This window comes from Micromonospora sp. NBC_01412 (genome assembly GCF_045040215.1).
In the GTDB taxonomy this organism is placed as follows: domain Bacteria; phylum Actinomycetota; class Actinomycetes; order Mycobacteriales; family Micromonosporaceae; genus Micromonospora; species Micromonospora rubida.
In genome coordinates, this window is the sequence record NZ_CP109528.1 from 7,652,902 (window position 1) to 7,677,860 (window position 24,959).

General features: G+C 75.7%; 13 protein-coding genes and 1 pseudogene. 5 read left to right on the plus strand and 9 right to left on the minus strand.

Annotated elements, in window-relative coordinates; all coding sequences use genetic code 11:
• Positions 1 to 94 precede the first annotated feature (94 nt).
• The 3 genes from OG617_RS33150 (at position 95) to OG617_RS33160 (ending at position 3,805) form a co-directional block, all read left to right on the plus strand.
• A complete protein-coding gene (locus OG617_RS33150) occupies positions 95 to 1,600 on the plus strand; it encodes an HtaA domain-containing protein (RefSeq protein ID WP_405096965.1) in 1,506 nt (501 codons plus the stop codon).
• A 91-nt stretch (positions 1,601 to 1,691) separates the two neighbouring features.
• Positions 1,692 to 2,873 carry a WxL protein peptidoglycan domain-containing protein gene (locus OG617_RS33155; RefSeq protein ID WP_405096967.1) on the plus strand — a complete coding sequence of 394 codons (1,182 nt, stop codon included), beginning with the start codon at positions 1,692 to 1,694 and terminating at the stop codon, positions 2,871 to 2,873.
• Positions 2,870 to 3,805 carry a hypothetical protein gene (locus tag OG617_RS33160; protein WP_405096969.1) on the plus strand — a complete coding sequence of 312 codons (936 nt, stop codon included), beginning with the start codon at positions 2,870 to 2,872 and terminating at the stop codon, positions 3,803 to 3,805. The genes OG617_RS33155 and OG617_RS33160 overlap by 4 nt, the downstream gene beginning before the upstream one ends.
• A 100-nt stretch (positions 3,806 to 3,905) precedes the next feature.
• Here OG617_RS33160 and OG617_RS33165 read toward each other — a convergent pair whose 3' ends face one another.
• Positions 3,906 to 5,351 (minus strand): peptidoglycan DD-metalloendopeptidase family protein, encoded by a 1,446-nt coding sequence (locus OG617_RS33165; protein ID WP_405096971.1) that lies wholly within the window; start codon positions 5,349 to 5,351, stop codon positions 3,906 to 3,908.
• Positions 5,352 to 5,424: 73 nt separating this feature from the next.
• Between OG617_RS33165 and OG617_RS33170 the strand changes: the two are divergent.
• Together OG617_RS33170 and OG617_RS33175 are read left to right on the plus strand one after the other, a co-directional pair.
• A pseudogene (locus tag OG617_RS33170) lies at positions 5,425 to 6,237 on the plus strand (RNA-guided endonuclease InsQ/TnpB family protein); the annotation flags it as partial.
• 26 nt (positions 6,238 to 6,263) lie between these two features.
• Complete coding sequence (locus tag OG617_RS33175) at positions 6,264 to 6,542, plus strand: zinc ribbon domain-containing protein (RefSeq protein ID WP_405096973.1); 279 nt, start codon at positions 6,264 to 6,266, stop codon at positions 6,540 to 6,542.
• Here OG617_RS33175 and OG617_RS33180 read toward each other — a convergent pair.
• From OG617_RS33180 to OG617_RS33215, 8 genes are all read right to left on the minus strand, one after another.
• A complete protein-coding gene (locus OG617_RS33180; protein WP_405096975.1) occupies positions 6,529 to 8,064 on the minus strand; it encodes a hypothetical protein in 1,536 nt (511 codons plus the stop codon). The two genes, OG617_RS33175 and OG617_RS33180, sit on opposite strands and share 14 nt — an antisense overlap.
• A gap of 142 nt (positions 8,065 to 8,206) precedes the next feature.
• On the minus strand, positions 8,207 to 8,365 hold the full coding sequence (locus OG617_RS33185; protein WP_405096977.1) for a hypothetical protein: 159 nt from the start codon (positions 8,363 to 8,365) through the stop codon (positions 8,207 to 8,209).
• A 241-nt stretch (positions 8,366 to 8,606) separates the two neighbouring features.
• Positions 8,607 to 10,190, minus strand: a complete 1,584-nt coding sequence (locus OG617_RS33190) for a methyltransferase domain-containing protein (protein ID WP_405096979.1) — start codon at positions 10,188 to 10,190, stop codon at positions 8,607 to 8,609.
• 164 nt (positions 10,191 to 10,354) lie between these two features.
• Positions 10,355 to 11,350 (minus strand): peptidoglycan-binding protein, encoded by a 996-nt coding sequence (locus OG617_RS33195; RefSeq protein ID WP_405096981.1) that lies wholly within the window; start codon positions 11,348 to 11,350, stop codon positions 10,355 to 10,357.
• Positions 11,351 to 11,384: 34 nt separating this feature from the next.
• A complete protein-coding gene (locus tag OG617_RS33200) occupies positions 11,385 to 13,262 on the minus strand; it encodes a hypothetical protein (RefSeq protein ID WP_405096983.1) in 1,878 nt (625 codons plus the stop codon).
• Between the two features lie 52 nt (positions 13,263 to 13,314).
• Positions 13,315 to 15,246 (minus strand): hypothetical protein, encoded by a 1,932-nt coding sequence (locus tag OG617_RS33205; protein WP_405096985.1) that lies wholly within the window; start codon positions 15,244 to 15,246, stop codon positions 13,315 to 13,317.
• Positions 15,243 to 19,997, minus strand: a complete 4,755-nt coding sequence (locus tag OG617_RS33210; RefSeq protein ID WP_405096987.1) for a hypothetical protein — start codon at positions 19,995 to 19,997, stop codon at positions 15,243 to 15,245. Before OG617_RS33210 ends, OG617_RS33205 begins: the two co-directional genes overlap by 4 nt.
• A complete protein-coding gene (locus OG617_RS33215) occupies positions 19,994 to 24,958 on the minus strand; it encodes a hypothetical protein (protein ID WP_405096989.1) in 4,965 nt (1,654 codons plus the stop codon). Before OG617_RS33215 ends, OG617_RS33210 begins: the two co-directional genes overlap by 4 nt.
• Position 24,959 lies beyond the last annotated feature (1 nt).

Consider the following 24,959-nt stretch of genomic DNA (forward strand, 5'->3'; position numbering starts at 1 on the left):
GGTTTCGGATCTTGGCTCGATCGCGGATAGCGGCATTAGTTAGGTTTGCCTAACTTCAATCACTGTCCGTAACGAATCGAGAGAGGAAATCAGCATGGTCCGATCCAGAGCCGGTCACGCCTGGCGGCGGTCGATGCGTTGGGCGGCGGTCGCCGCCCTGGGCCTGTCGGCCGCACTCGCGGGCGCCGGCCCCGCCTCGGCAGCCGAGGCCGACATCACCGGTGGCAGCCTGACCTGGGGCTTCAAGCAGACGTTCCGCACCTACGTCTCCGGCGGCAACGGCAGCCCGCCGATCGCGGTGAGCAACGGGGCCACCATCAACACCGACGGGACGTTCACCTTCCCGTCGACGGGGGACAACCACGACTCCGCCACCGGCGCCACCAGCGCCCGATACGGCGGCACCGTGGTCTTCTCGTACCCCGGGCATTTCTTCACCATCACCCTGGCCAACCCGACCGTCGACGTCTCCGGCGGCACCGCCTCCCTGAAGGCGGACGTGGACCTGGTCACGACGGCGGCCGAACCGGTCTCGGTGCGGCAGGCGACCATCGCCACCCTCGCCGTGGGCGCCGGCAACCCCGGCGGCGGCGCGGGCACGGTGACCGGCACCGGCCTCGCGGCGACGCTGACCACCGCGGGCGCCTCGGCGTTCAACGGCTTCTACGCCGCCGGCGACGCGCTCGACCCGGTGTCGTTCACCGCCACCACCGGTGGCACCGGGCCGGCTGGTCCGGCGGTGTCGGTCACCCCGTCCACCGGGCTCGACCCGGCCGGGGCGACGATCACGGTCGAGGGCTCCGGCTTCGACCCGGCGGCCAACCGGGGGGCCGGCTTCTACGTCTCGTTCGGCCCGAAGGTCGACCAGCACTGGCTGAACGCCGGTGTGCTCCAGGTGACCAAGTGGGTGAGCGCGGCGAACGAGCCGACCGCGTCGCGGGACAAGCTCAACGCCGACGGAACCTTCCGCACCACGCTGCCGATCAGCGCGGCCTACACCGACAGCAGCGGCAAGCAGGTCGACTGCCTGGCGGTGCAGTGCTACGTGGTCACCTTCGCCGCACACGGCTCGACCGACCGCAGCCAGGACACCTTCGCCCCGGTCAGCTTCACCCGGGCCGGTACCGGCGGCGGCGACGCCCAGCAGCGGATCACCGCCACCGTGACGGGCGGCCCGCTGACCCTCAGCGTGGCCGGTTCCGCCGTCGCGCTGCCGGCCGTGACCAACGGCCAGGTCGCCAGCGGGGACCTCCACGGCGCCACCGTGGCGGACCTGCGGGGCACCAACGCCGGATGGAGCCTGGTCGGTGAGGTCTCCGACTTCACCTCCGCCACCGGCGGGGTCATCGCTGCGGACAACCTCGGCTGGGCGCCGAGCGCGGTCGCGGTCGACGACCCGCTCGGCGGCACCGTCGGCACCGTCGCCCCGGGCGCAGTCGCGGCACCCGGCGCCGGGCTCGGCGCGGCCCGGGCGCTGTGCACCTCACCCACCGGGGCCAGCGGCGGCGCCTTCACCTGCGGCGCACAGCTCAACCTCGGGGTGCCGGCGTCCGCTGCGGCGGGCGACTACACGGCGACCCTCACCCTGACCCTCTCCTAGGTCGGCACCGGGTCACCGGTGGGGCGGGATGTTCCCCGTCCCGCCCCACCGGCCGTCCGGCCCACCGCGTCCACCCCTTCCGGAGCCCGGCATGTCCCTCGTCACCCTCCCGTCCCGGACCGGCGCCGCACTTGCCGCCGCGCTGCTCACGGCGGCACTCGCGCCGCCGGCCACCGCCGCCACGCCGTTGGCCGCCGCCCCCACGCCGGCGCCGGCCATCGCGTCCACGCCGTCGCCGGCCGGCACCCCGCCCGCGCCGGGCCGCGCCGGGCCGGCGTCGCCGGCTCCCGACGCCGCAGCCACCCGGTGGGCGGTGCAGCCGTCCGGGCCGAAGGGCCCGACCGGACGCAACTACTTCGTCTACGACCTGGCCCCCGGCAGCACCCTCACCGACCACGTCGGCGTCAGCAACCTCAGCAACAGGCCGCTCACCTTCCAGGTGTACGGCACCGACGCGTACACCACCGCCGACGGCGCGTTCGCCCTGCTGCCGGCGGACCGGGCGGCCACCGACGTCGGCTCCTGGATCAGCTTCGAGCGACGGAGCTGGACGGTGCAGCCCGGCAAGCGGGCCGACCTCCCGTTCCGGCTGAGCGTGCCCGCCAACGCCACCCCCGGCGACCACTCGGGCGGGGTGATCGCCGCCATCGCGCAGGCCGGCACCACGGCCGATGGGCAGCAGGTCCGGGTGGACCAGCGGCTGGCCGCGCGGGTCTACCTCCGGGTCGCCGGCGAACTCCGCCCCGCCGCCACGATCGAGTCGGTCCGCGTCAGCTACGACAACCCGGTCAACCCGGTCGGCGGGGGCGACGTCGTCGTCAGCTACCGGCTGCGCAACACCGGCAACGTACGCCTCGGCGGGACCGGCACGGTGACCCTCGACGGGCCGTTCGGCTGGCGCCTGACCCGCACCGACCCGGTCGACCTGCCCGAACTGCTGCCCGGCGCGGTCTTCACCGTCACCGAGCGGGTCACCGGCGTGCCGCCGGCGCTGCGGCTGACCGCCAAGGTGGACCTCGCACCGACCACCGTGGACACGGCGCTGCCGCCGGTGCTCCGCACCGCGGCCACCTGGGCGCCGCCGTGGCTGCTGCTCCCCGTGCCGGCCGTGCTGGCCGGCTGGCTCGCCGCCCGCTGGCGCCGCCGCGTCGCCGCCGCGCGGGCCGCCTCCGGCGAACCGGCCGTGGCCACGGGGGCGGACCCGGGCCGTCCGGCCGCCGGACCGCCACCGGCGGACCGGCCCACCGCCGGCCCCGCGACCGACACGCCGTGACCCCGCTCCCGCCGATCGGCGTCGCGCTGCTGGCGCTGGCCGCCGCGGTGCCCGCCCCCGCGCCCGCACCGGCCGGCACGCCGTCGGCGGTGCCGGGAATCGCCGTGCCGGCCGGCACGCTCCGGGCCGGTCAGCAGATCCTGGTGGCCCTGCGCGGCTGGCCGGCCGGCACCGTGCAGATCGAGGTCTGCGGCAATGACGGCCGGCGCGGCGCACTCGACTGCGCGGCCAGCGGCGCAAGCGACGGGCACGTACCGCCCTCGGGGGCGGCGACCCTGCCGGTGGTGCTCGCCGCCCCACCGGTCGCCTGCCCCTGCGTGCTGAGGGCCCGCACACCCACCGGCTCCGCGCGCGCCACCGTCGCCCTGCCGCTGACCGGCGTGACCGCACGTCCCGCCCCGGCCCCGGCCGGCACGCCGGAGCTGGCCGTCGTCGGCCTGCGTGCCGCCGACCGCTCCGGGGTCGCCGGTTGGTTCGGTATCCCCGGGGACCTGACCGTGGACCTCACCCTGCGCAACGCCGGCCCCGTCGACGTGGTCGACCCCCCGTTCACGTTGCTGTTCGGCCGCCCCGGGCGGGTGCACGGGGTGGTCGACGCCCCGGCGCTCGGCACGATCGCGGCCGGACAGACCCGGCAGTACCGGATCCGGGTCCCGATGGATGTCACCGCCGTCGGCCGGCGCGAGCTGCACGGCCGGATCGAACTGCCCGACCGGCCGCTCGCCTTCACCGTCGAGGCGGCCCGCTACCCCTGGGGCCTGCTGGCACTGGCCGCCGCGCCGGTCGTGCTGGCGCTGGCCCGGCCGCGCCGGCGTCCCGCGCCCCGAGGGCCGGGCACCGCCGGTGGCAGCCGGGCGGCGACGGAAAGCCCCGCCTCGGCCGTCGGGGAGCCGGCGACGGATGGCGGCCGTTCGACCGGCCCGAAGTCCTAGGCTCGGCTCCGAGGTGTCGAGGATGAAGCGGCCCCACCAGCTCCGGGCGCGGTCCGCCCGTTGTCCGGTTCTGGCGAACGCGTCCGGCACCGACCCATGGTCATCGACCCACGAGCGCCAACTGGGTGGAGTTGTCGGGGAGGCCGGCGAGCGAGACCCTGCTGCCCCTGGCCGGTGTCGGGGTTCCGGAGCCCGGCAGGCTGTTGAACTCCGTCCAGGAACCGCCGGCGCCCCGCACCCGGTGGTAGACGGCGTCGTCCGAGCCGACGATGACCACCTGCGAGGTGCCGTCGGGCAGCCCAGCGACGGTGACGTCCTTGGCCACCGCCGGGCTGCTGGTGCCGACGCCGTTGAGCGGCTGGAACTGGCTCCAGGCGCCGTTGGCGGACCGGATGCGGTGATGCAGGTAGCCGTTGACGCCCGCGATGACGACCTGCGACGAACCGTCGGGCAGGCCGGCGACAGCCACGGCGCTGCCGATCGCCGTGGTGCTGGTGCCGTTGCCGGTGAGCGGCTGGAACTCGCTCCAGGTGCCGTTGGTGTTGCGGATCCGGTGGTAGATGCCGCTGTCCATGCCGACGATGACCACCTGCGCGGTGCCGTCGGGCTGCCCCGAGATGGCGACGTCCCTGGCACCGGCCGGGCTCGGGGTGCCGAAGCCGTTGAGCCTGCCGAATGCGGTCCAGTTCCCGTCGGCGTTGCGGATGCGGTGGTAGACCGTGTCGTCGGCGCCGATGATCACGACCTGGGCCGAGCCGTCGGGCAGGCCGGCGATGGCCACCCGCTTTCCCCGCGCGGTGCCGGTGGTGCCGACGCCGTTGAGCGGCTGGAACTCGCTCCAGGTGCCGTTGGTGTTGCGGATGCGGTGGTAGACGCCGTCGTCCAGGCCGACGATCAGCATCTGCGCCGTGCCGTCGGGGAGGCCGGCCACCGCCATGTCCTTGGCGCTGCCGTGCGCGGGGGTCTGGTAACCGTTGAGCGGCTGGAATCCGGTCCAGGCCCCGCTGGCGACGCGGATCTGGTGGAACATCGGGCCGCCGGCGCCCACCGGCGGGTTCTGCGCGATGTAGGCCAGCGGATTGAGATAGGCCCCGGCGGGGCTGATCATGTGCCAGTGCAGGTGCGGCCCGGTCGAGCTGCCCGATCCGGGTGCGCCCGCGGCGCCGCCGGACAGCCCGACGACCGCGCCGGCCGAAACGTACGTCCCGTTGGCCAGCGCGAACTGGGACAGGTGGAGGTACTGACTGCGATAGCCCTCGGAGTGGCTGATGGTGACCGTGTGTCCGCCGCCGCCGTTGAACGGCGTGTTGGTGACCGTGCCCGCCCCACAGGCGGGCAGTGGTGTGCCCACGCGCATCCCGAAGTCGATGCCGCCCCGGGAGCCCCGGTTCAGGTGGTCCTGCCACCCGTTGGTGATCGGGTAGCCCGCGAAGGGGTTGTGGATCGCCGGGCCGGCGTAGGCCCGGCCGGGCAACAGGATCCCACCGGCGGACAGACCGGCGAGGGCCGCCGCACCACGGATGAGACTTCTCCTCGCGACTCCCATGTGCTCCCTCTCCCGGGCAGAGCTGATCAACCACGGCAGAGGTATTCCTACATGTACACACATGAAAATATCAATGCCCGCCCTGGGTCGCCGCTCGAAGCGGATCACCGAGGCCAAGGCGACACCGGAACGGGCGTGGCTTTCCGAGGTGTCGTCGGTCGTGTTGCAGCAGGCCTTGGCCGACCTGAACACGGCGTACCGCAACTTCTTCGCCTCGATCAGCGGCAAACGCAAGGGCCGCAAGGTGGCACCGCCGAGGTTCCGTTCCCGCAAGGACAACCGGCAGGCCATCCGGTTCACCAAGAACAGCCGGTTCAAGGTCCTGGACAACGGTCGCCTGCGCCTGCCGAAGATCGGCGACGTGCCGGTCCGTTGGTCGCGGACCCTGCCGTCCGAGCCCAGCTCGGTCACGGTGATCCGGGACGCGGGCGGCAGGTACTTCGCCTCGTTCGTCGTCCAGACGTGCGAGGACGAGGTACTGCCCGAGACGGACTCGGAGGTCGGTATCGACCTGGGTCTGACCCACTTCGCGGTCCTCTCGGACGGCACGAAGGTGACGGCACCGAAGTTTCTGCGCCGCGCGGCCCGCAAGCTGCGCCGGCTGCAACAGGATCTGTCCCGCAAGCAGCGGGGCAGCCAAAACCGCAAGAAGGCCGTCGTGAAGGTCGCCCGTGCTCATGCGCGAGTGGTCGACACCCGGCGAGACTGGCAGCACAAACTGTCCACGGCGATCATCCGCGACAACCAAGCGGTGTACGTCGAGGACCTGTGCGTGATCGGTCTCGGCCGGACCCGGCTCGCGAAGTCCGTCCACGACGCCGGATGGGCTTCGTTCACGAGGATGTTGGAGTACAAGGCCGCCCGATACGGGCGCACCTTCGGCCGGGTGGATCGGTTTTCCCGTCCACCCGGATGTGCTCCGACTGCGGCCGGATCAATTCGAAGACGGCCCTGGACGTCCGAGCGTGGGACTGCCCGTGCGGCAGCCACCACGACCGGGACGTCAACGCCGCCATTAACATCAAGGCCGCCGGACGGGCGGACTTCAACGACCGTGGAGCGCAGGTAAGACCAGCAGCGATGCTGGCACCGCGCGGCGAAGCGGTAACCCACCCGGACGCCGCGTGTTCCACACGCAGCGTAGAGGGAATCTCCGTCCTTCAAGGCGGAGAGGATGTCAACGCTCCTTGAGGCGGCGGTTGACCTCCTCGGAGATCCGTCGGTTCAGCTCGGCCAGCCGCTCGTCGGTGTACGTGGCCAGGTCCTTCGGGCCGGGGCCACCGTTCGCCGCCTCCTCCTGCTGCTTCTGCTGCTCCCGGCGTTGCAGTTCCTGCTCCTCCGGCGATCCCGGGGCGGCGTACGCGCACCGGACCAGGGCGCCGTCGGCGTTCTTCAGGCAGGTCGCCTCCCGTCCGTTGACCTGACCCCGCCCCTCCACCCGGTACCGGATGCTCTGCGCGGTGCCGAGCGTGGCGGTCCAGGTGCTGCCGCCGGTCGGCACGACCTCGAACACCTGGTCGTCGTTCCAGCAGCAGACGTCCCGGTACTCCGCCTTGATCAGGGCGACGATCGCCTGGGGCGACGACCAGGTCGGGCTGAGCCGGTGCACGGTCAGCGGGGCGAGCCCACCGCCGGAGTGCCGGGTCGGCACCGTGGACACGGCCACCACCGAACTGGCCTCGCCCTGCGGGGTGAGCGGGGTGACGTACGCGCTGCCCCCGCTGCCGTCGCGGTGGCGCAGGGTGAACTCCGACTCGTTGCCCTCGTTCGCGCCGTCCTCGGAGGCGTCCCAGCCGCTGCGCTCGAACCACCAGTCGGCGAAGCCCCCGACGGCGGCGGTGCCCTCCCGCTGCTCGGCGGCCAGGCTGATCGGATAGGACGGCCCGGGCACCTTCGTCGTGTCGTCGGTGATCGTGACCTTCCCGGTCCGGCCGTCGTACAGCGCCACACCGGCCGGCCGCTCGGTCACCACCAGGACTCCGGTCTGCCGCTTCAGCGGCACCACCACGACCGGGGTGTCGCCCCGGCAGTGGACGTATGCGTCGTCGGCGGAGAACCGGACCCAGCGCCGCTCGGCGGAGATCTTCCGGCCCAGGTTGTGGGTGAACCAGCCGCCGATCCGCGCGTCGGCGGTCGACACGTCGAACTGGCACCGCTGCTGCGCCCGGCTGTTGCCGCCGAGCGGCACCTCCTGCACCAGGCCGACCTCGTAGCCGGTCAACCAGCCCCGCCGCTCGACCAGGACGGCGAACCGGTCGTGGTCGGGCAGGTAGCTGACGTCGGTGATCTCGCCGGTGACGTCACCCAGGTTGGGCGCGGCCTGCGCCTCGCCGACCACGTACGGCGCGCGGGCGGTCAACTCCGGGACCGGATCGTTCACGACCCGCATGGTGGTCACGTACGCCCGGTCCTGGAGGTACTCGCCGTAGGCCAGCCAGAACGCCCCCAGGGCCAGCCCGACGGCGGCGCCCAGCCAGCCGAGGGCGACGATCCCGCCGGCCGCCGCGGGCGTGGTCCCGCGCCGGCGGAGCCGGTGGGTGAGCAGTCGCACCAGGAACGGCGCCCCGGCGAGCAGGGCCACCAGGGCCGGCGCCACCAGCCAGGGCACCAGTTTGCGCACCTCCCACACGAGGATGGTGGTGACGTACGAGGCGTACCAGCCGACTGCGCCCAGCAGGAGAATCGGGATACCCACCCGCAGCGTCCGCCCCATCGAAACCCCTCCTCGCGCATGACGAGCTTCGATCCTATTTCAGCCGGTCAAGACGGGATGAAGCGTCCGTGCGGCCCGGCCGAAGGGGCGTTCGCCGACCATCCGATGGCCACGCTCGTGCTCAGCCACCGCCCATGGTCGACTAGCTGTTGTCCGACGAGTTGCCCCGCCGTGACGTGTACCGGCCCGCCCTCAGCCCCGCCCTGGCGCGGCGTCCGAGCACCTTGATGATCGACAGCAGCACCGCGGCGAAGAGCACGGGTATGCCGACTGCCACCGCCGCGACCATTCCACCCGACATACCGATCGCCTCCCTACGGCTCCACGGCTCGACCCCACGCGCGGGGTCGAGCCGTAGAGCCGGCACGCACTACCCGGCCCACCCCACGTGCGTGGAGGTCCTTCCCGATGGACCGGGACCGATTCTCCTCCCCGCGCCCGTGGCGAGGAACCCGCCGGGCCGGAAGTCCTCGCCGGACGGCCGCTGCGGGCACCGACCGGCACCCCGGTTCACCGGCTCGAACAGCGACCGCCGGGGCCGGTCAGGCTCGGCGGCGCGCGACCAGGACGGCGTCGTGGATGGAGATGTCGCGTCCCTCGGGGTCGACCGCCACGCGTGGCCGGGCCTCGGCGGCCAGCACCTGCCACGTGGTCGGGTCGAGCGAGGACGCGACCTCCTCGCCGGTGAACATCATTTCCGGGAAGTGCATCCGGCGGGCGGTGGTTCGCAGGTCGAGCGGGTGGTGCCCGACGATCAGCAGGGTGCCGCCGGGGGCCACCGCGGCGGCCAGCCGGGCGAACAGCTCCCGCCGCGCCTCGCCCGGCAGGTGCATGAACTGCGACGACACCAGGTCGTACGCGCCCTCGGCGGGCGGCTGGTCGCGCAGGTCCGCGTGCGTCCACTCGATGCGGCCGGCGACCTGCGGACCAGCGGCCGCGGCGTGGGCGGCGGCCCGCTCCAGGGCGGTGGTGGAGATGTCGACCGCCGTGACCCGCCAGCCCCGTTCGGCCAGCCAGACAGCGTCGGCGCCCTCGCCGCAGCCGACGTCGAGCGCCCGGCCCGGGGGCAGCCCGGTGACGTCCGCGACGAGCTGCGGGTTCGGGCGACCGCTCCACACCGTCGCTCGGGCCCGGTAACGCTCCTCCCAGGCTGCCTCCTCGAACATCGTCTCCGCCTGGTGCCGGTAGGCGGCCACAGCGTCACGGGTCTCCTCGGCGACGAGGTCGGCGTTGATCGCCGCGCCGGCGGCCAGTCCGGCCGCGGCGGCCGTGATCACCTGGGCGCGTACGTCGGCCACGTTGCCCGCCACCCACACGCCGGGCACGGCGGTGGCCCCGGTCGGGTCGGCGGAGACCTGGCTGCCGATCACCTGCCCGCCGAACTCCACGTCGACCGGCTTCAGGCCGAGCGACTCCAGCACCTCCGCGCGGGCGGTGAACCGCGGCGCGACGACCAGCGCGTCGAGCGCGACCACCTCGCCCGAGGCCAGCCGTACCCCGGTCAGCGTGTCGCCGGCCACCTCCAGCCCCGCGACCGGGCCGTCCACGACGGTGATCCCGCGCGCCGCGAGCCGCTCGGTCTCCTCGGCGCCGGGCGTCGTGCCGTGCAGCAGCAGCATCACGTGCGGGCTCCACTGCCGCCACAGGTCCGCCTGGTGCGCGGCCATCGGGCCGGTGGCCAGGACGCCGAGGCGCCGGTCCCGGACCTCCCACCCGTGGCAGTACGGGCAGTGCAGCACGTCGCGCCCCCACCGCTCGGCCACCCCCGGCACGTCGGGCAGTTCGTCCACGAGCCCGGTCGTCACCAGCAGCCGCCGCGCCCGCACGCCGCGCCCGCCGTCCAGCGTCACGACGAACCCGTCACCGTCCCGCGACGCGGTCTCGGCCCGACCGGCGACGACCTCGCCGCCGTACCGGGTCACCTCGGCACGCCCGGCCGCCACCAGTTCGGCCGGCGGCGTGCCTTCCCTGGTCAGGTAGTTGTGCACGTGGCCAGCCGGCGCGTTGCGCGGCTGTCCGGCGTCCACCACCAGCACCGACCGTCGCGCCCGCGCCAGCGCCAGCGCCCCACTCAGCCCGGCTGCGCCCCCACCGACCACCACCACGTCGTACGTCTCGTCCGTCATGTGCGTCCCTCCGCTCGTTAGGGACAACCGTTCCGCGGGCCCCGCCAATCCGACAAGTAAATTTGCCGTTCTGGCAAACGACGAGACCGCGGCGAAGTGACCGTTCCCGGGACAGCGGGAACGGGTACGGCGGTCCCGGGTGACCGCCGTACCCGTTCCGAGGGTCAGTAGGCGACCTTGACCTGCATCTGCCGCCAGGTCTGCGGGCCGACGACCCCGTCGACCGTGATCCCGCGCATCCCCTGGTACCAGCGCACGCCGGCCTCCGTCCGCGCGTCGAAGGCGCCGGTCGCCCGGCCGCACCGCCGCTCCCCCACGAACCGCTGGACGAAGGCCACGTCGTCGCCGTTCGTCCCCCGGCGCAGGGTGCGCGAGCCGGGTGCCCGCCCGGCCGGCGTCGGCGCGGGCGGCCTGGTCGCCTCGCGCAGGGCGGCGACCGTCCACGGACCGACGACGCCGTCCACCGCCAGCTTCCGGGACTGCTGGAAGGTACGCACCCATGCCTCGGTGGCGGCCCCGAAGTCCCCGTCGACGGCCAGCCTGGCACCCAGCCGACCCGCGACGGTCTGCAACTCGCGTACGTCGCTGCCCCGGCTGCCGCGCCGCAGCACCCGGTCACCGAGCTTCGGCACCGGCGCGGTGACGATCCCCCAGCTCCGGTCGCTCCGCTCCGCCGACGGGGTGTGGCTGACGCTGACGTGCAGGTGCTTGTCGTGCGGGTTGCTGCCGGTGTACCGGGCCGGGGCGAAGCCCCGCGTCCGGCTCCAGATCGTCCGGTCGAAGATCACGTACTGGGTGGACGGGTGCGCGATGCACTTGCGGATCACCAGCGGCGGGTCGATGCCGTCCCGGTCGACGTCGAGCGCGTTGACCGAGCGGTCGTCCGCGTCCGGGTTGTGGTCGGAGGTGCCGGCCTGGTGGGCGGCGTCACCGATCCAGCCGTCCGAGGCGCGGTCCCGGTGCGGCCAGCGCCGGTCGATCTCGTCGCGCAACAGCCGCAGCGTCGGCGCCAGGTGGAACGCCACGAGCCCGGCTGGCTCCGGCGACGGCTCCTCCTCGGCAGCGAAGAGGTCGTACTCGACCGCCTCCCCGATCCGGCCTCCCGGATCGTCGTCCTCCGGGGTCCGGTCGACGTCGACCTGATCGATCACCGCGTCCACCTCGTGCTCCTGTCTGCTGATCGCCGGTGGGGTGTCACGCGGCGGTGGGGGTCGCCGGCGCCGGATCGGGCGTCGGATCGGTGCCCGCCGGGACAGGCCGGACGGTGTGCGGCGCCGCGGCGGGAATCTCGGCCACCAACGGGTCAAGGTCCGCGCGGATCGCCGAGACCTGCCAGTAGAAGGCGTGCGACGCCTTGGACCCGTCGACGGTGCGGACCCGGAACTCGCCGGCCACGACCCGGGACGCCGCCAGCGGCGACACCGGCTCGTCGTCGTCGAAGACCGGGGTGAGCTGGACGGTGCGGCCCTCCAGCCGGGTCAGCGCCTCGAAGTACTCGGGCAGGTCGACGGTGGCGGTCCCGTCGACGAGCCGCCCCTCACCCCGGTAGTAGACGCCGTTCTCGGGGCCCTCCAACGCGGCGTGCACCAGCAGCCGGCGGTCCGGATCGGCCGGGTCGTCGAGCGGGTGGTCGATGACGAACTGCTTGGTCCGGCCCACGATCTTGCCGGTGGCGGCCTCCAACGAGATCGGGTACGGGCCGCCGGCCGGCCCGGCGTACATCGCCCCGGAGACGAACAGGTCGAAGGTGCTGACGCCCCCGCCGCTCCAGTCGGGAATCGAGTTCGGGCTCGTCTTCACCCCGAGTCGGCCGTTGACCTGCAGGTCACCGCCGATCAGGCCCCGCTTCTCCACCCACAGGCAGCCCGCGTCCGGCTCGGAGCTGCCGCCGTGCCCGACGTACACGCCCTGGGTGTTGAGCAGGTACAGCCGCTCCGGGCCGGTCAGGTGCAGCCGGCCGGCCCCGAGGAGATATCCCGAGGCGGGGAGGTGGACGTTCCCGCCCACCCCGAGCGCCCCCTGCACGGTCAGGTCCCCGCTGGCGCCGGCCTCCTTGACCACGAAAAGCCCGGCACCGGCCCGGACCGCCACCTGGCCGTCGCTGAGCAGGTTCAGCCCGCCGCGTCCGCGCACCCGGGCGGCCCGCAGTTCCTGCACCTCCAGGTCCGCGTACGGGCGGCTGTGCAGGGGGTAGCCCAACGAGGGGGTGTCCGTGCTGCGGTCGACCAGTTCGAAGCCTCGGCCGGCCCGGAAGGAGAACTGCCCGTGCTGGACGCCGGGCCCCCAGAAGCCGAGGCCGGCGGCCACCTGGTCGGCCGGCACGGCGGTGCCGTCGAGGCTGCCCAGGTGCAGCATGCTCTGGCTGATCCGCAGCCGGTCCGCGCCGGCCTGGTGGAAGGTGATCGCGTCGTCGGGGTCGTTGTTGTTGCCGATCCGCAGGACGGTGTTCTCGCCGGCCGCCGCCCAGTAGCGGATGAACGCCTCGTCGCCGGCCCCACCCCCGGCGTTGGCGGGGAACTGGATGCCGGCCTGCGGCGAGTTGCCGACGGACGGCACGAGCGCCCCGACCGGCACCCGCAGGCCGGCGACCAGCCGGCCGGTGCTCTGCACGGTCACCACGCCCTGGCTGCGGACCACCCGGCCGAGCACGATCGCGCGCTCCGGGTCGGCCGGCGGTGCGCTGGTCAGCTCCACCCGGCCCTCCTCGGTCCACCGGGTCTCGGCGGCCACCCCGCCCTCGTCGCGCCGGTCGGTCAGCGTCTCGGAGTAGCGCAGGGTGACATGGAACGTGCCGTCGCCGGGCGGGCTCACCCGGCGGGCGGCGGGCACCACGATGAGCAGCCCGTCGGCGTCGACGGCCGCGCCCTCGGCGACCGTGACGTCGCCCCCGGTCGCGCTGAGCTCCAGCCCGCTGACCACCCCGACCGGCTGCCGCAGCCGGGCGGTGAGGTGCTGGCGGGACAGCAGGTAGTCCACCGCCTGGGCCAGGTCGGCGGCCCGCAGGTACTGGTGGTCGTAGTACCGGGGCCGGGCCATCGGCAGCGGCACGTCGTTCTTCCAGTTGATCGTCATCGGTTTCTCCGCGCGGTTTCGAGATCGGTGGATACGGGCGGGGCGGCAGGGCTCATCGGGGCTCCACGGCGTCGTAGCGCAGGCCGCTGGAGACGGCACCGCCGGTGGGGTGCCGGGAGCGGCCGAGCCACAGGTGCACCGAGCCGTCCACGCCACGGGCCAACTGCCACCGGCGCAGCACCCGGACCCCGGCTCGGCCGATCTCCTCCTCGGGGACGGCCAGTTCGACCACCCCGGTGCCGCCGGGGCCGGGCCGCCAGTCGAGCACCCGGCTGTGCCCGAGCACCGGGACCGGCGGCCCGTCGCGGGTCGGCTGCTGGATCGGCACCCGCCGCAACCGCACCGCCGTCGGGTCGCCGGCCGGCGGGGTGGGCACGAGCGGCACCCAGTTCTCCGGCACGGTGGTGGCGAAGGCGTAGGACAGCTCGGGCACGACCACCGGGCGTCCGGTCGCCGGGTCGACCGGCGGCGGGTCGGGCACCGGCGGGCGGGCCGGTACGGCGGACCGGGCGACCTGCGCGCTCCGGTCGATCGCCCGGCCGGTCGCGCCGGTCACCGTACGCTCGATCGCCCAGACCAGGTTCGCCATCTCGTCCCGGCCGAACCGGACCTCCTCGACCGGCTCGGAGTCCAGGGTGGCGGCTGCCGTCGCGGGCAGGACGAGCACGTCGGCGGGCCCGTCGGTGACGGCGCCGGACGGCCGGAACAACGCCCAGCCCCGCCCGCCGGGCGCGACCGGCACCAGGGTCCGGGTGCCGAACGTGTCCGTGACGATCAGCGACCGGATCCGGGTGGCCGAGCCGACCGGCAGCTCCAGCGGGACGATGAAGTGGTCGTTGGCGTAGGCCAGGCCGTACTCGAGCAGGAACATCCTGGCCAGGTCGCCGGCGCCCGCCCCGACCTGGCCAAGGTTGATCCGGGAGTCCTCCATCTCCCAGAACCGGGTGGCCGGCATCCCGGCGTAGCCGACCGGGGTGGGCAGGGTGATCCGGACCAGTTCCTGGCTGGCCGGTTGTGCCTGCATGGTGTCGACCGGCGCGTGGTCGAAGTGGTACCAGTCCAGCCGGTCACCGTCGTACTCCCGGGCGGTGAGCACCAGCTCACCGGCCGATCCGGCGGCGCCGACGGCGAACTCGTACTCCATCCGCTCCCGCTGCCAGGCGGTGCCCTCCAGCCCGGCCGTGCTGATCAGCGGGTGGAAGTCGGCCGGCGGCCACGGTGGCGTCTCCGGCCGGGGGTCGACCCCCGGCGCGATGACCGTCGGTAGCTGCAACAGGTACCCCCCGGGCGGGCCGGGCGGGCGGGGCGGCACCCCGAGCCAGGCCAACCAGCCGGTGATCGCGGTACGCAGCGCGCCGGCCAGCGCCGGCGGCACCGGCAGGTCGTCCTCGACCGTCCCGGCCGCGCAGGCGCGCAGCAGCAGGTCGCCGTGCGGCACCCGGCCGGCGACCACCCGCAGGTAGCCGACCGTGCCCGCGTCGGCCGCCGACGGGGCGTCCGGGGGCACCGCGGGGATCCGGTAGCGGCCGGCGACCGCCGGGCCCAGCTCGCCGGCACCGGCCTCGGCCAGCAGCCGCAGGAACTGCTGGCCGGTCTCCGCCGAGAGGCGCAGGTCGTCGGCGGTGACCGCGCCCTCCCGCTCGACGAGCGCCTCCAGCGGGATGCCGACCGGCAGCCCGATGGTGCTGCCCGAGGCGGCTCCCGGGCGGTACCGGGTGAACGGGGTCACCTCGGCGTGCACCCGGGCGACCACCGGCGAGCCGGCGTCCTCGCCGGTGAACTCGCCGAGCTGCCACTGGCGGGCGAGCAGCCACAGCGGGTCGGCGGTGCGCGCCTCCAGCGCCGGGCTCAGGTCGCCGCGCCGGGTACGCGGCTCCAGCCGGGTCCAGGTGGTCACCGAGGCCGGCGGGTCCTGCGGCGCGTCCGGGCCGGCGGCCGGCGGCCCGCCCGGCGCCACCTGGTTGTCGTGCACGAGGTGGCTCATCGGCCCTCCTGCTCACCCGGCGCGGCGGGTGCCGCGTCCGGTACGAAGTCGGTGGTGGTCGCCGCCTCGGCGACGTTGGTCGGCAGGTAGAACGCGGGCAGGTACTGCCCGCCGGCACCGAGCGAGTCGAGGTCGGTGACCCGGGCGACAGCCAGGTCGAGGGTCTCCTCGACGGCCTGGGCGAGCCCCGCCGGCTGCCAGGTCGCGGCGCCGTCGGCGCTGACCGCCAGCAGCACCGCCTGGCCGGCGGCGGCGGCCGGCGCGTCGTACTCGAAGGTCAGCCCGGTCCGCGTCGTGGCCGCCGGCACCACCTCGGTCCACTCGTCGACGAGCAGGCCGTGCACCGGCCGGGTGAGGTCGAGGTCGCCGAGGCCGACCAGGACCAGCGAGGTCGGCTGGCTGTCCGGCGGCGGCGCGGCCTCACCCGCCCACCGGTCGCCGGCCTGGTACGGCAGCTGGGCGACCCGGACCCGCGTCGGCACCCGCACCACCCCGCCCGCGCCGAGCGCGTCGGCGTAGGTCAGCACCTCCTGCAACCGGCCCACCGCCGGGCGGACCCGCCCGTAGCGGGCCAGCCAGCGCCGTACCGGGTGGGGCGAGCCGCCCTGCAGGGCGTCGCTGGCGGCGAGCGCGGTGGTCAGCGCGACCGGGTCGGGGGCCCGGCTGGCCGACAGCACCGGCATGTCGGTGCCGAGCAGCGCCCGGATCCGGGCGACGTGCAGCTCCCGCCGGTCCGCCGGCGGCGCGGTCGGGTCGTCGAAGTCGGTCTCCGGGTCGCAGCCGCAGCCGCCCACCGGGCACGGGGTGCGTCGGCGCGCCTCGGCCACCAGCCGGCAGTGCGCGGCGACCCGGCGGGCCAGCTCGTCCCCGGCGGACCGGGCGGCCTCCGCCGCGGTGGCGGCACCGGCCCCCGGCAGCGGCGGGAACACCCCGACGACCCCGAAGCCGGCGGCCGTCCGCAGCAGGGTGTGCACGGTGGTCTCGTTCCAGCCCGGGTCGTCCGGGCTGCCGGCGGCGAGCAGCCCGGTGGCGGTGTCGAGGGCGAGCTGCCACAGCTCGGTGGCCTGGTGCCGGGTGACGTCGTCGACCTGCGCCGGCGCGTCGGAGTCGGTGCCCAGGTCGGCGGCGAGCAGTTGCCGGCCCCGGCCGAACAGGTCGCGCAGCGCCGCGACCGCGGCGAGGAACTCCGTCAGGCTGATCCGGGAGGCCGGCCAGCGGGGCGCCCGGTCGTAGTCCAGCTCCAACCGCCATTCGGGGGTCACCTGGGACGGCGCGAGGCGGCTCCAGGCGACCATTTCGATCCGTCGGTCCAGGTCGGTGCCGGCCGGGGCCCCCGGATGCGGCGGCGCGGCGAGGTGGTCCACCGCCGCCATCTGGAGGCGGTCCAGGCTGCCCTCGACGTGGTCGGTGACGCCGCCGTCCGGCGCGTGCCAGCGCATCCGCCAGCACACCCGGTTTGCGGGCGGCAGCAGCGCGGCGGTCAGCGCGTCGGCCGCGGCGCCGATGACCCGGGGCTGCTCGGAGCGGCCGGCCGGCCAGTCGGAGCGCCGGTCGGCGAACCGGGCGTCGAGGTTGAACAGCACGGCGACCCGGTGGGTGACGCTCACCCCGCCGGCCGGGGTGCGGGTGAAGTGCAGCTCGGGCGGGCTGCCGGCCGCGCCGGAGGCGACGTCCACCGCCGCGGCGGCGCGGTCCATGTCGCCCACGGCGAGCTGGTGCACGCCCTCGGCGAGCAGGGCGTCGGCCACCGCGTCGGCGTGGTCGGCCAGCTCGGTGAGCACCTCACCGACGGCGATCCGGGCGCCGCCGGGCAGCTTCGCCAGCTCGGTGGCGAGCGCGCCGGCCCGGTGCAGCCGGTGCAGCTCCAGCCCGTCGGCGACGGCAGTGGACGCGACGGCGCCGACGATGTCCGGCGGGCCGTCCCCGTTCGGGTCGACCCGGTGCGCGCGGACCGGGGCCAGCCGGCGGAACAGCGGGATGTACTGGTCGAGCGGGCCGCCCGGGTGATCGTGCAGGCCGCGCTCGAAGCGGTAGCCGAGCAGTTCGCCCAGCGCCTGCCCGTCGCGCATGCCGGCGAGGAGCTGCCCGGCCAGCCGGACCCGGCGCGAGGAGAGGTCGACCGCGACGGGGTTGTCGTCGCCGCCGCCGTGCGAGCGCCACGCGCTGCGCAGCACCGCGGCGGTGACCGCCTGCGCCGGCGACGGGGCGTGTACGTGGCCGGCGCCGGCCGGGGCCGCCACGAGTTGCGGGGGCGCGGCGGTGTCCGGTACGTGTGCGGGCCGGTCGACCAGCGTGGGCGGCGGCGCCGGGCGCAGGTCGGTGAGCCAGCCGTACGCGCCGACGTGCACCCCGTCGGGCGTACCGGCCGGCCGGGTGGCGGCCAGCCGGTCCAGCCGGGTGGTGGCCAGCGAGGTGATCCAGGCGTCCAGCCGGTGTGCGGTGAGCCCGAGCGTCCCGGCGACGTACCGGTCCAGGTCATCCGGGTCGAGGGCTGCCGGCGGGTCGAGGGCTGCCGGGTCGCCCCCGGTGGGGGCCAGCCCGGTCGCCAGGTCGGCCAGCGCGTCGCGCAGCTCGCGCAGGTCGGCGGTGGCCAGCCGGTGCCGGGTGTCGTCGTCCCCGGCCGCGGCGGCGAGGTACTCGCCCACACTCTGGCCGCCGGTGCCCGGCACGGTGACCGCCAGCCGTCGGCGCAGCGTCGGGGTGACCTCGCCCGGCCGGATGTCGATCAGTTCCGGCTCGGGGATCTCGGCGGCGGCCGGCAGCCCGGCTGTCTCGGCGAGCAGGTCGGCGGCGGCCGAGTGTTCGGCGATCAGCGCTGCCCGCAGCAGCCGGTGGAACAGCGGCACCGGCCCCGCCGAGTCGGGTGCCGCCGGGATCTGGTCGCCGCGCAGGCCCACGGCGGCGAGCGCGTCGAGGTAGGCGCGGACCCGGTCGGCGCGGTCCTGACCGGGTGCGGCCACCAGCGGGGTGCCCAGCGCGAAGGCGTCCTTCGCGAAGACCGCCAGGGACAGCCGGGGGTCGACCGGCCCGCCCAGGCCGAGCGCGGCCAGCAGCGCCCGGCCGGGTTCGACGACCTGCTGCCGCCAGCCCGGGCCGAGGTCGAGCCGGGCGAACCGCCACAGCCAGCTCACGTACTCGTTGCCGAGCGTGCTGCGGGCACGGACCTCCAGCACCCGGGCGTCGGTGGCCAGGATCTCCACCATGGTCTGCTCGGGGTCTGCCAGCCCGGGCCGGATCCGGGGCGCCGGGGCGGCCAGCCAGACCTGCTGCCAGAGGTTGCGCAGCACGGTGACCGCGCGTGCCTCGGCGGGGCTGGCCGGCTGCCAGCCGCGCAGCGCCGCCACCGGCAGCAGTCCGTAGGGCTGCGCGCCGATCCGCAGGGTGGGCAACGGCCCCTCCGGGTGCAGGTGCTCGACGAAGTGGGCGCGCAGCTTCCGCTGCTCGGCCGGGGTGGCCACCGGCAGCAGGTGCCGCAGCATGCTGCCCGGTCCGGCCGGCCAGAGGGCCCGGCGGACCAGCCGGGCCAGCCGGCGTTCGTCCCGGTCGGCCGCGGCGGCGCGGGCCAGCGCGGTCGGCGCGTGGGGGCGTACCGCCCGGCGGCGGACGGTCGCCAGGTCCTCGGCGTCCGGCTGGGGCGGTGCGCCTGCGGTCGGGGTCGACCCGGCCGGCACGGCGCTGAGCGATACGGCGCTGAGCGGCACGGCCAGGGCCCGGCCGGCCAGGGCGGCGGCGTTCTCGACCTGCGGCCCGGTGCCGCCGGGCACCGCGTCCGTGCCGGTGACCGGGGCGACCGGGGGTCGCTCGGCCACGGTGACCGTCTCGGTGTTGTTGGTCGGGGTGCCCGGCGGCAGGAAGGCCAGCCCGTCGGTGGCGGCGTGCGCCTCCAGCAGCCGGTTCAGCCGCGCCGCGGAGACGTCCGGCGCGGTGTCGGCGTCGACGCCGAAGACCAGCAGGCGGTCCACCGGTTGGGGCCGGCCGGCACCGTCGGTGGGTACGTCGACGGCGAAGGCCATTCCGGCGGCCACCGCGGCCGGGTAGTCGACCATCCAGCGCATGCCCTCGTCGACCGGGGGTGACTCGGCTGCGCCCGCCCCGACCGGGGTCCCGGTCACCGGGGCGCCGGGCGGCACCGGGGCCGGCCCGGCCGCCAGGTCGCGGGTGACCGGCCCGGAGACGCCGGTGAACAACGTGTTGCCGGTCGTGCGGCCCACCGCGTACCAGCGGGTCGGCAGCAGCCGGACCCGGGCCGGTTCGCACCACGGCGCCGGCCGGCGCAGCGGGTCGGGCAGCTCACCGGTGGCCGGGTCGGGCTCCATCACCCGGGCGATCCAGCCGGCCCGGGTCGCCCCGAACCGCCGGACCAGTTCGGTCCAGGCCTCCGCGCCGGGCGGGGCCGGCAGCGGACCGTCGGCCGGGCCGCCGTCGGCCGAGGCCGGGCCGCCGTCGGCCGGGTCGGCGGCGGCCGAGGCCGGGTCGCCGTCGGCGGTCGGGCCGAGCCAGTACGCCCGGCCGGCCGCCACCTCGTCGTCGGTCAGCCGCGGCTCGTGGCCGTCGATGTGGATCTGGTCGGGGTAGACCCTGATCCGCAGGGTGGCGCCGGCGAACCGGGTCTCCAGCCGGACCGGCAGCAGCGCCACCGGGTACCCGGTGGACAGCGTCCACGGGGTGCCGGTGAGCGCGTCGGACAGCGGCGGTGGGCCCGCCGGGGCGGCGGAGGTGGTGCCGGCTGAGCGGCGGGGGGTGACGGTCATGGTTGGGTCTCCGGCGTGAGCAGCAGGTCACTGGCGTGGCGGGCGAGCATGACGGGCCGTTGCAGCGCCACCCGGGCCATGTCGGCGGCGTTGCGGCCGAACACCGCACCGTCCACCGGCGTGGCCGGGAAGCCCGGCGCGTACGGGGAGAGGAACCGCGCTCCCGGAGGCAGGTCACCCCAGTGCAGGTCGTCCCAGTGCTGGCCGGCCCAGACCGGGGTGCCGGGCGGGTCCGCCGCCGGCCAGCCGTCCGGCTCGGCGTCCAGGCCGAACCGGGGCGCGGTGGGCTGCTCCCGCAGGACGAAGAAGTAGCCGGGATCGCCGAGCGCCTGGTCGGTCGCGCCGCGGGCCTCGTCGGCGGTGTACGGGAAGCCGAACAGCAGCAGGTCCGGGGAGAGCCAGGCGTTGAAGATCGGCGGCAGGTCCACCCCGGTCGGCTCCCGCCGCTGCGGCCCGGTCCACCGGGCGCGGCGCATGGTGACCACGGTGGACGGGAAACGGCGCAGCACCTCGCCCCGGATGACCAGGACCAGGGACTGCTCGCCGGGGGCGCCGACCGCGGTCAGGTGGCTGCCGAGCGGGCCGGTGAGCCAGGCCTGGTCGGTCAGCGGTGGTATGTCGGTCAGCGGTGCGCCGGCCGACACCGCGCCCCGGACGTCCCAGAACTGCCGGAACCAGGTCTGCCGGGGGTCGGCCGGGAATCCCCGCCACAGCATCTCCCGGCTCATCTCGTGGTTGAGCCCGACCAGGAACGCCTCGATGAACCGGGGATTGGCGGCCAGCGCGGTCATCGTCTCCGGCGCCACCGCCGGCAGGTTCGGCACCACGTGCTCCTGGGACAGCCCGCGCAGCAGTTCGTAGCTGGGCACGTCGAAGGTGATCCCGGCGAGCAGCCGGCGCAGCGGGTCCCCCGTGTCCGGCAGCGCGTCAGCCAGGAGTTCACCGCCGACACGCAGGCCGGCCAGCACCTCGCCGGCGACCGCGGTCTCCGGGCGGAGCGTGGCGCGCACCGCGCCGGCCGCCGGGCCGAGCGGCAGCGGCTTCGGCTTCGGGTCGACGGCCAACGCCTGGGCCGGGGCCAGCCGGTCCTGGTGGTTCGCGGCGGCGGCCATGAACCGGTCGCCCATCGTGGCGCGGGCGGCCACCAGGTCGGCGCGCAGGTCGGCGACGAGCAGGCCGCACCCGCGCCCGGCCGCCGCGTCCGCCGCCCCGGGGATGTCCTGCGGCGCGCTCCAGATCACCGGCACCCCGGCGGGGTCCAGGTCGAAGCCGACCCTGGTGGTGAGCACGCCGACCCGGGAACGGTGCGCCACCACCAGGTCGGGCCGGCGGGTGCCGCTGACGTCGACGACCGCGACCCCCGCGGCGACACCGGAGGCCACCTCCGCCTCGCCGCCGACCGGCAGCGGGCTGGTCCACCCGGCGTCGGCGATCCGGCCGCGCCGGTTGATGCCCCGGCCGGTGAAGTACCGGGCCACCTTCTGCCCGGCGGTGTTCTCGCCGGCCACGAAGACCAGCAGGTCCGGAACCTGGTCGCCGGTCATGTCGACCACGTCGACGCTGACCGAGCGGATCGCCTTGAAGGTGTACGGGGTGGGCAGCGAGTCGGTCCAGCCCCGGGTGACCCGGCCGGCCGCGTCCAGCCCCCAGCCGACCCGGTAGTACACCCGGTTCGCGGCGGCGTCGGGGCCGTCGAGGGCGTAGCCGACGACGAGTTCGGGTGACCCGTCGCCGTCCAGGTCGGCGATGGTGACGTCGAGCGCGCCGGCGTACCCGCCGACCGGGTCGGGCAGGTCGTACGGGCCGGCCCAGCCGCCGGTGGCGGTGCCGTCGGCGTCGATCCCGCTGCCCACCCAGTAGGCCAGTCGCCGGGTGCCGGGCGCGTTGCCGGCCAAAACCGCGACCGCGAACAGCTGCGCCGGCCGGCCGCCGGTGAGCGGCGCGGCGGTGACCGCGGTGGCCACCGCGGGCACGCCGGTGAACGGTCCCGCCGCCGCCGCGGTGAGGGTGTTCTCCCGCAGCGCGCCGTCCTCACGGAGGTGGTGGGCGGCCTGCGAGCGGATCCGGCTGCCGGCCCCCTCGTCGACCGTGTACGACACCAGCAGCGAGGAGAGCAGGCCGACGCGGGGCGCGAAGCGGACGTGGGCCGGGGCCGGGGCGGTGTCCGGGCCGGCGCCCCGGGGATCGGCCGGGGTGCCGTGGTCGACCCAACCGCCGCCCCGGTCGCCCCAGGAGTACGCGGCCAGTCGCCCGTCGGCGGCCCGGACGAAGACCTCGCCGTCGCGGTCGTCACCGGTGACCGGCCCGGGCCGGTGCGCCGCGATCCCGTTGGCCGGCCGGCCGATCTCCTCCCAGGACCAGGAGTAGACCCCGGTCTCGTCGTTGCGCCACTGGTAGCGGCCGTACAGCCGCAGGTCGGCCGGGTCGGCCTCGGGGTGGGCCAGGACGAGCAGCTCCGGCTCCTCGTCGTGGCCGCTGGCCACGGTCTGCTGGCCGAGCGAGACGATCCGCAGGTTCTGCGGCAGCGGCGCGCGGAAGGAGACCCGGCCGTGGTTGAGGAACCCGCCCCAGCCGGGCACCCGGGTGATCAGTTCACCGGTCGGGGTGAGGTAGCCGAAGCCGTCGGCCCGGGGATGGCTGAAGGTGTGGTAGGCCGCCGGGGAGCCCCAGATCGGCGGCGGTTGGCCGGGGCCGTCGGCGACGAGGCTCCACTGGCCGTTGTGGACGAACAGCCGCTGGGCGGTGGTGGCCACGAACACGCCGGCCGGGGTCGGGCGCGGCGAGCCCCACAACCGCTCCCCGGTGGCGAGCTGCGGGCGGCCCAGCGACGCCCAGGTCCGGGCCACGGTGCCGAAGCGGTACAGGTCACCGGTCGGGCCGAGCATGAAGACGTCGGTGCCGCCGGCGGTGGGCCGGCTTGCCGTGCCCCCGGGCGGGCTGCCGCAGTCCGTCCACACCCACCGGTCGCCGTCGTACCGGCGCTCGTAGAGCCGGCTGTCGCGGGTACGCACGTACACCCGGTCGGGGGCCACGGTGGCGCCGGAGGTGACGACCTGGGTGCCGGCCGGGGCGCCGTGGTCACGCCAGGCCCAGGAGCCGTCGAGCCGGCGGCGTTCGAACAACCGGCCGTCGGCGGCGGCGACGAAGAACCGGTCCGGGCCGAGCAGGTCGCCACCGTTGCTGGCCAGTGTGGTGACCGGATCGTCTGCCGCGGCCGGTGCCCAGGCCGCCGGGGCCAGGGTGGCGGCGGTGTGCCACCACGGGTTTCGGCCGGCCGCCTCGATGGCGGCCCGGGTCAGCCGGGCGATGCCCTGCCCGGGCGGGACCAGGGTGTCGAAGACGACGCCGCCGGCCGGGATCCGGGCCGGCGGCACCGGGCTCGCGCCGCCGGCCAGCCGCAGCAGCGCCGACGACGACGGCGCGGCGGGGCGCAGCCGGCGGGCCAGCGGGCCGCGCGGGCGGGCCAACCGGCGGAACGGCGCGCTGGTGGCCGCCCGGGCGCCGGCGTTGCCGTCGAGCAGCTCGTCCAACGACTCGACCGGGGCGGCGCCGGAGCCGGTCAGCCCGGTGGCGGCCGGGGCCGGGACCAGGTCGTGCACCGGCCGGGCCAGCGCGACGAGCTGGTCGTCACCGAGGGCGGTCCCCGGCGCGGCCGGGTCCACCCGCTTGGCGAACAGGGCGGCGGCGCTGTCCCGGGCGGCCTGCCCGCGCAGCAGCTGCTCGTTGATCTCGCGCAGCTCGGCGGCCCGCTGCCAGGCGGCGGCGGCCAGGTCCTCCTGGTGTTTCTGGATCACCCGGGTGCCCAGCGCCGCCGCCGCCCGGTAGCGCGGGTCGAGGTTCAGCCCGGCCAGCCACCGTGGCTCGCTCCCCGGCGGTGGCACCTGCCCCTGCCGGCTGTGGATCTCGCCGTACAGCGGTGGGGTGAACCAGTCCTCGACGTGCGCCAGCAGCTCGGTCATCCGGGCCTGCCAGGGCCCGGCGGCGGCCGGCTGCCAGACGGTGGGGGTCATCGCGGGCGAGGCGAGCGCGCCCTCGAAGGCCAGCACGGAGCGACCCTCCACGCCGGCGGGCTCAAGGTCCGGCAGCCCGCCGCCGGCGGCGCCGACGTCCACCGGCTGCCGGCCGACGTCCGCCGGCAGGGCCCGGCCGCGCAGCCGCCGGGCCAGCGACTCGAAGTCGCCGTCCGGGCCGGTGCGGAAGCTCCAGTGGTGGTAGACCGGCAGGACGATCGGGGCCTGCGGATCGGCCGCCGGCGAGCCGGGGCCCCAGGCCGGCACCAGTGGGCCGTCGTCGAGCGGCAGGCCCAGCCCGGCGCGCACGCCGGCGTCGAAGGCCGGCACGACGGCGGCCAGGTAGTCGGTGTCCGGGTCCAGCCGCCGGGGGCAGACCAGCCGGGACAGGGTGCGCTCCGGTACGTCGGCGATGACCTCTGCGACGTCCTCGTTCTCCGTGACGACCAGCACCTGGGCGTGCGCCCAGGCCCAGGACTCGACGAGGTCGGGCAGCTGCCCGACGGTGGTGCCCAGCCGGGCCAGCGGTTGCCCCGCCGACGTCTCCAGCCGGCCCTGCGGGCCCACCGGGACGACGACGAGCACCAGCCAGGGCCGCAGCCGGCCCTGCGGGTCGGGCTTCGCCGGGGTGTACAGCCAGGGCAGGTCGGGCCGGTCGAACTCGACCGCCGCGAACAGCGTCACGTCGACGTTGTCCGCGCCCGCCGCCGGGTGGCTGCGGATGATCTGCTGGCCGTCGAGGCCGGTCACGTCACCGGGTCCGTGCAGCAGCGCGGTGGTGGTGCCGACGACGTCCACCGGGTCGACCCCGGCGGGGCCGGTGCCGTGCGCGGTCACCGAGAGCGTCACCTCGGACCGGGCTGCGGGCAGCGGCCCGGCGAGCGGGTCGGATTCGGAGACGAGCCGGGCGACGCCGTCGCGTACCCAGGGCAGGAAGCGGAGGCCACCCATG

Coding starts and splice junctions, on each gene's coding strand:
- OG617_RS33175 (WP_405096973.1), top strand. CDS start 6,264: ATGTGCTCCGACTGCGGCCGGATCAATTCGAAGACGGCCCTGGACGTC.
- OG617_RS33155 (WP_405096967.1), top strand. CDS start 1,692: ATGTCCCTCGTCACCCTCCCGTCCCGGACCGGCGCCGCACTTGCCGCC.
- OG617_RS33185 (WP_405096977.1), bottom strand. CDS start 8,365: ATGTCGGGTGGAATGGTCGCGGCGGTGGCAGTCGGCATACCCGTGCTC.
- OG617_RS33150 (WP_405096965.1), top strand. CDS start 95: ATGGTCCGATCCAGAGCCGGTCACGCCTGGCGGCGGTCGATGCGTTGG.
- OG617_RS33180 (WP_405096975.1), bottom strand. CDS start 8,064: ATGGGGCGGACGCTGCGGGTGGGTATCCCGATTCTCCTGCTGGGCGCA.
- OG617_RS33190 (WP_405096979.1), bottom strand. CDS start 10,190: ATGACGGACGAGACGTACGACGTGGTGGTGGTCGGTGGGGGCGCAGCC.
- OG617_RS33205 (WP_405096985.1), bottom strand. CDS start 15,246: ATGAGCCACCTCGTGCACGACAACCAGGTGGCGCCGGGCGGGCCGCCG.
- OG617_RS33165 (WP_405096971.1), bottom strand. CDS start 5,351: ATGGGAGTCGCGAGGAGAAGTCTCATCCGTGGTGCGGCGGCCCTCGCC.
- OG617_RS33210 (WP_405096987.1), bottom strand. CDS start 19,997: ATGACCGTCACCCCCCGCCGCTCAGCCGGCACCACCTCCGCCGCCCCG.
- OG617_RS33215 (WP_405096989.1), bottom strand. CDS start 24,958: ATGGGTGGCCTCCGCTTCCTGCCCTGGGTACGCGACGGCGTCGCCCGG.
- OG617_RS33200 (WP_405096983.1), bottom strand. CDS start 13,262: ATGACGATCAACTGGAAGAACGACGTGCCGCTGCCGATGGCCCGGCCC.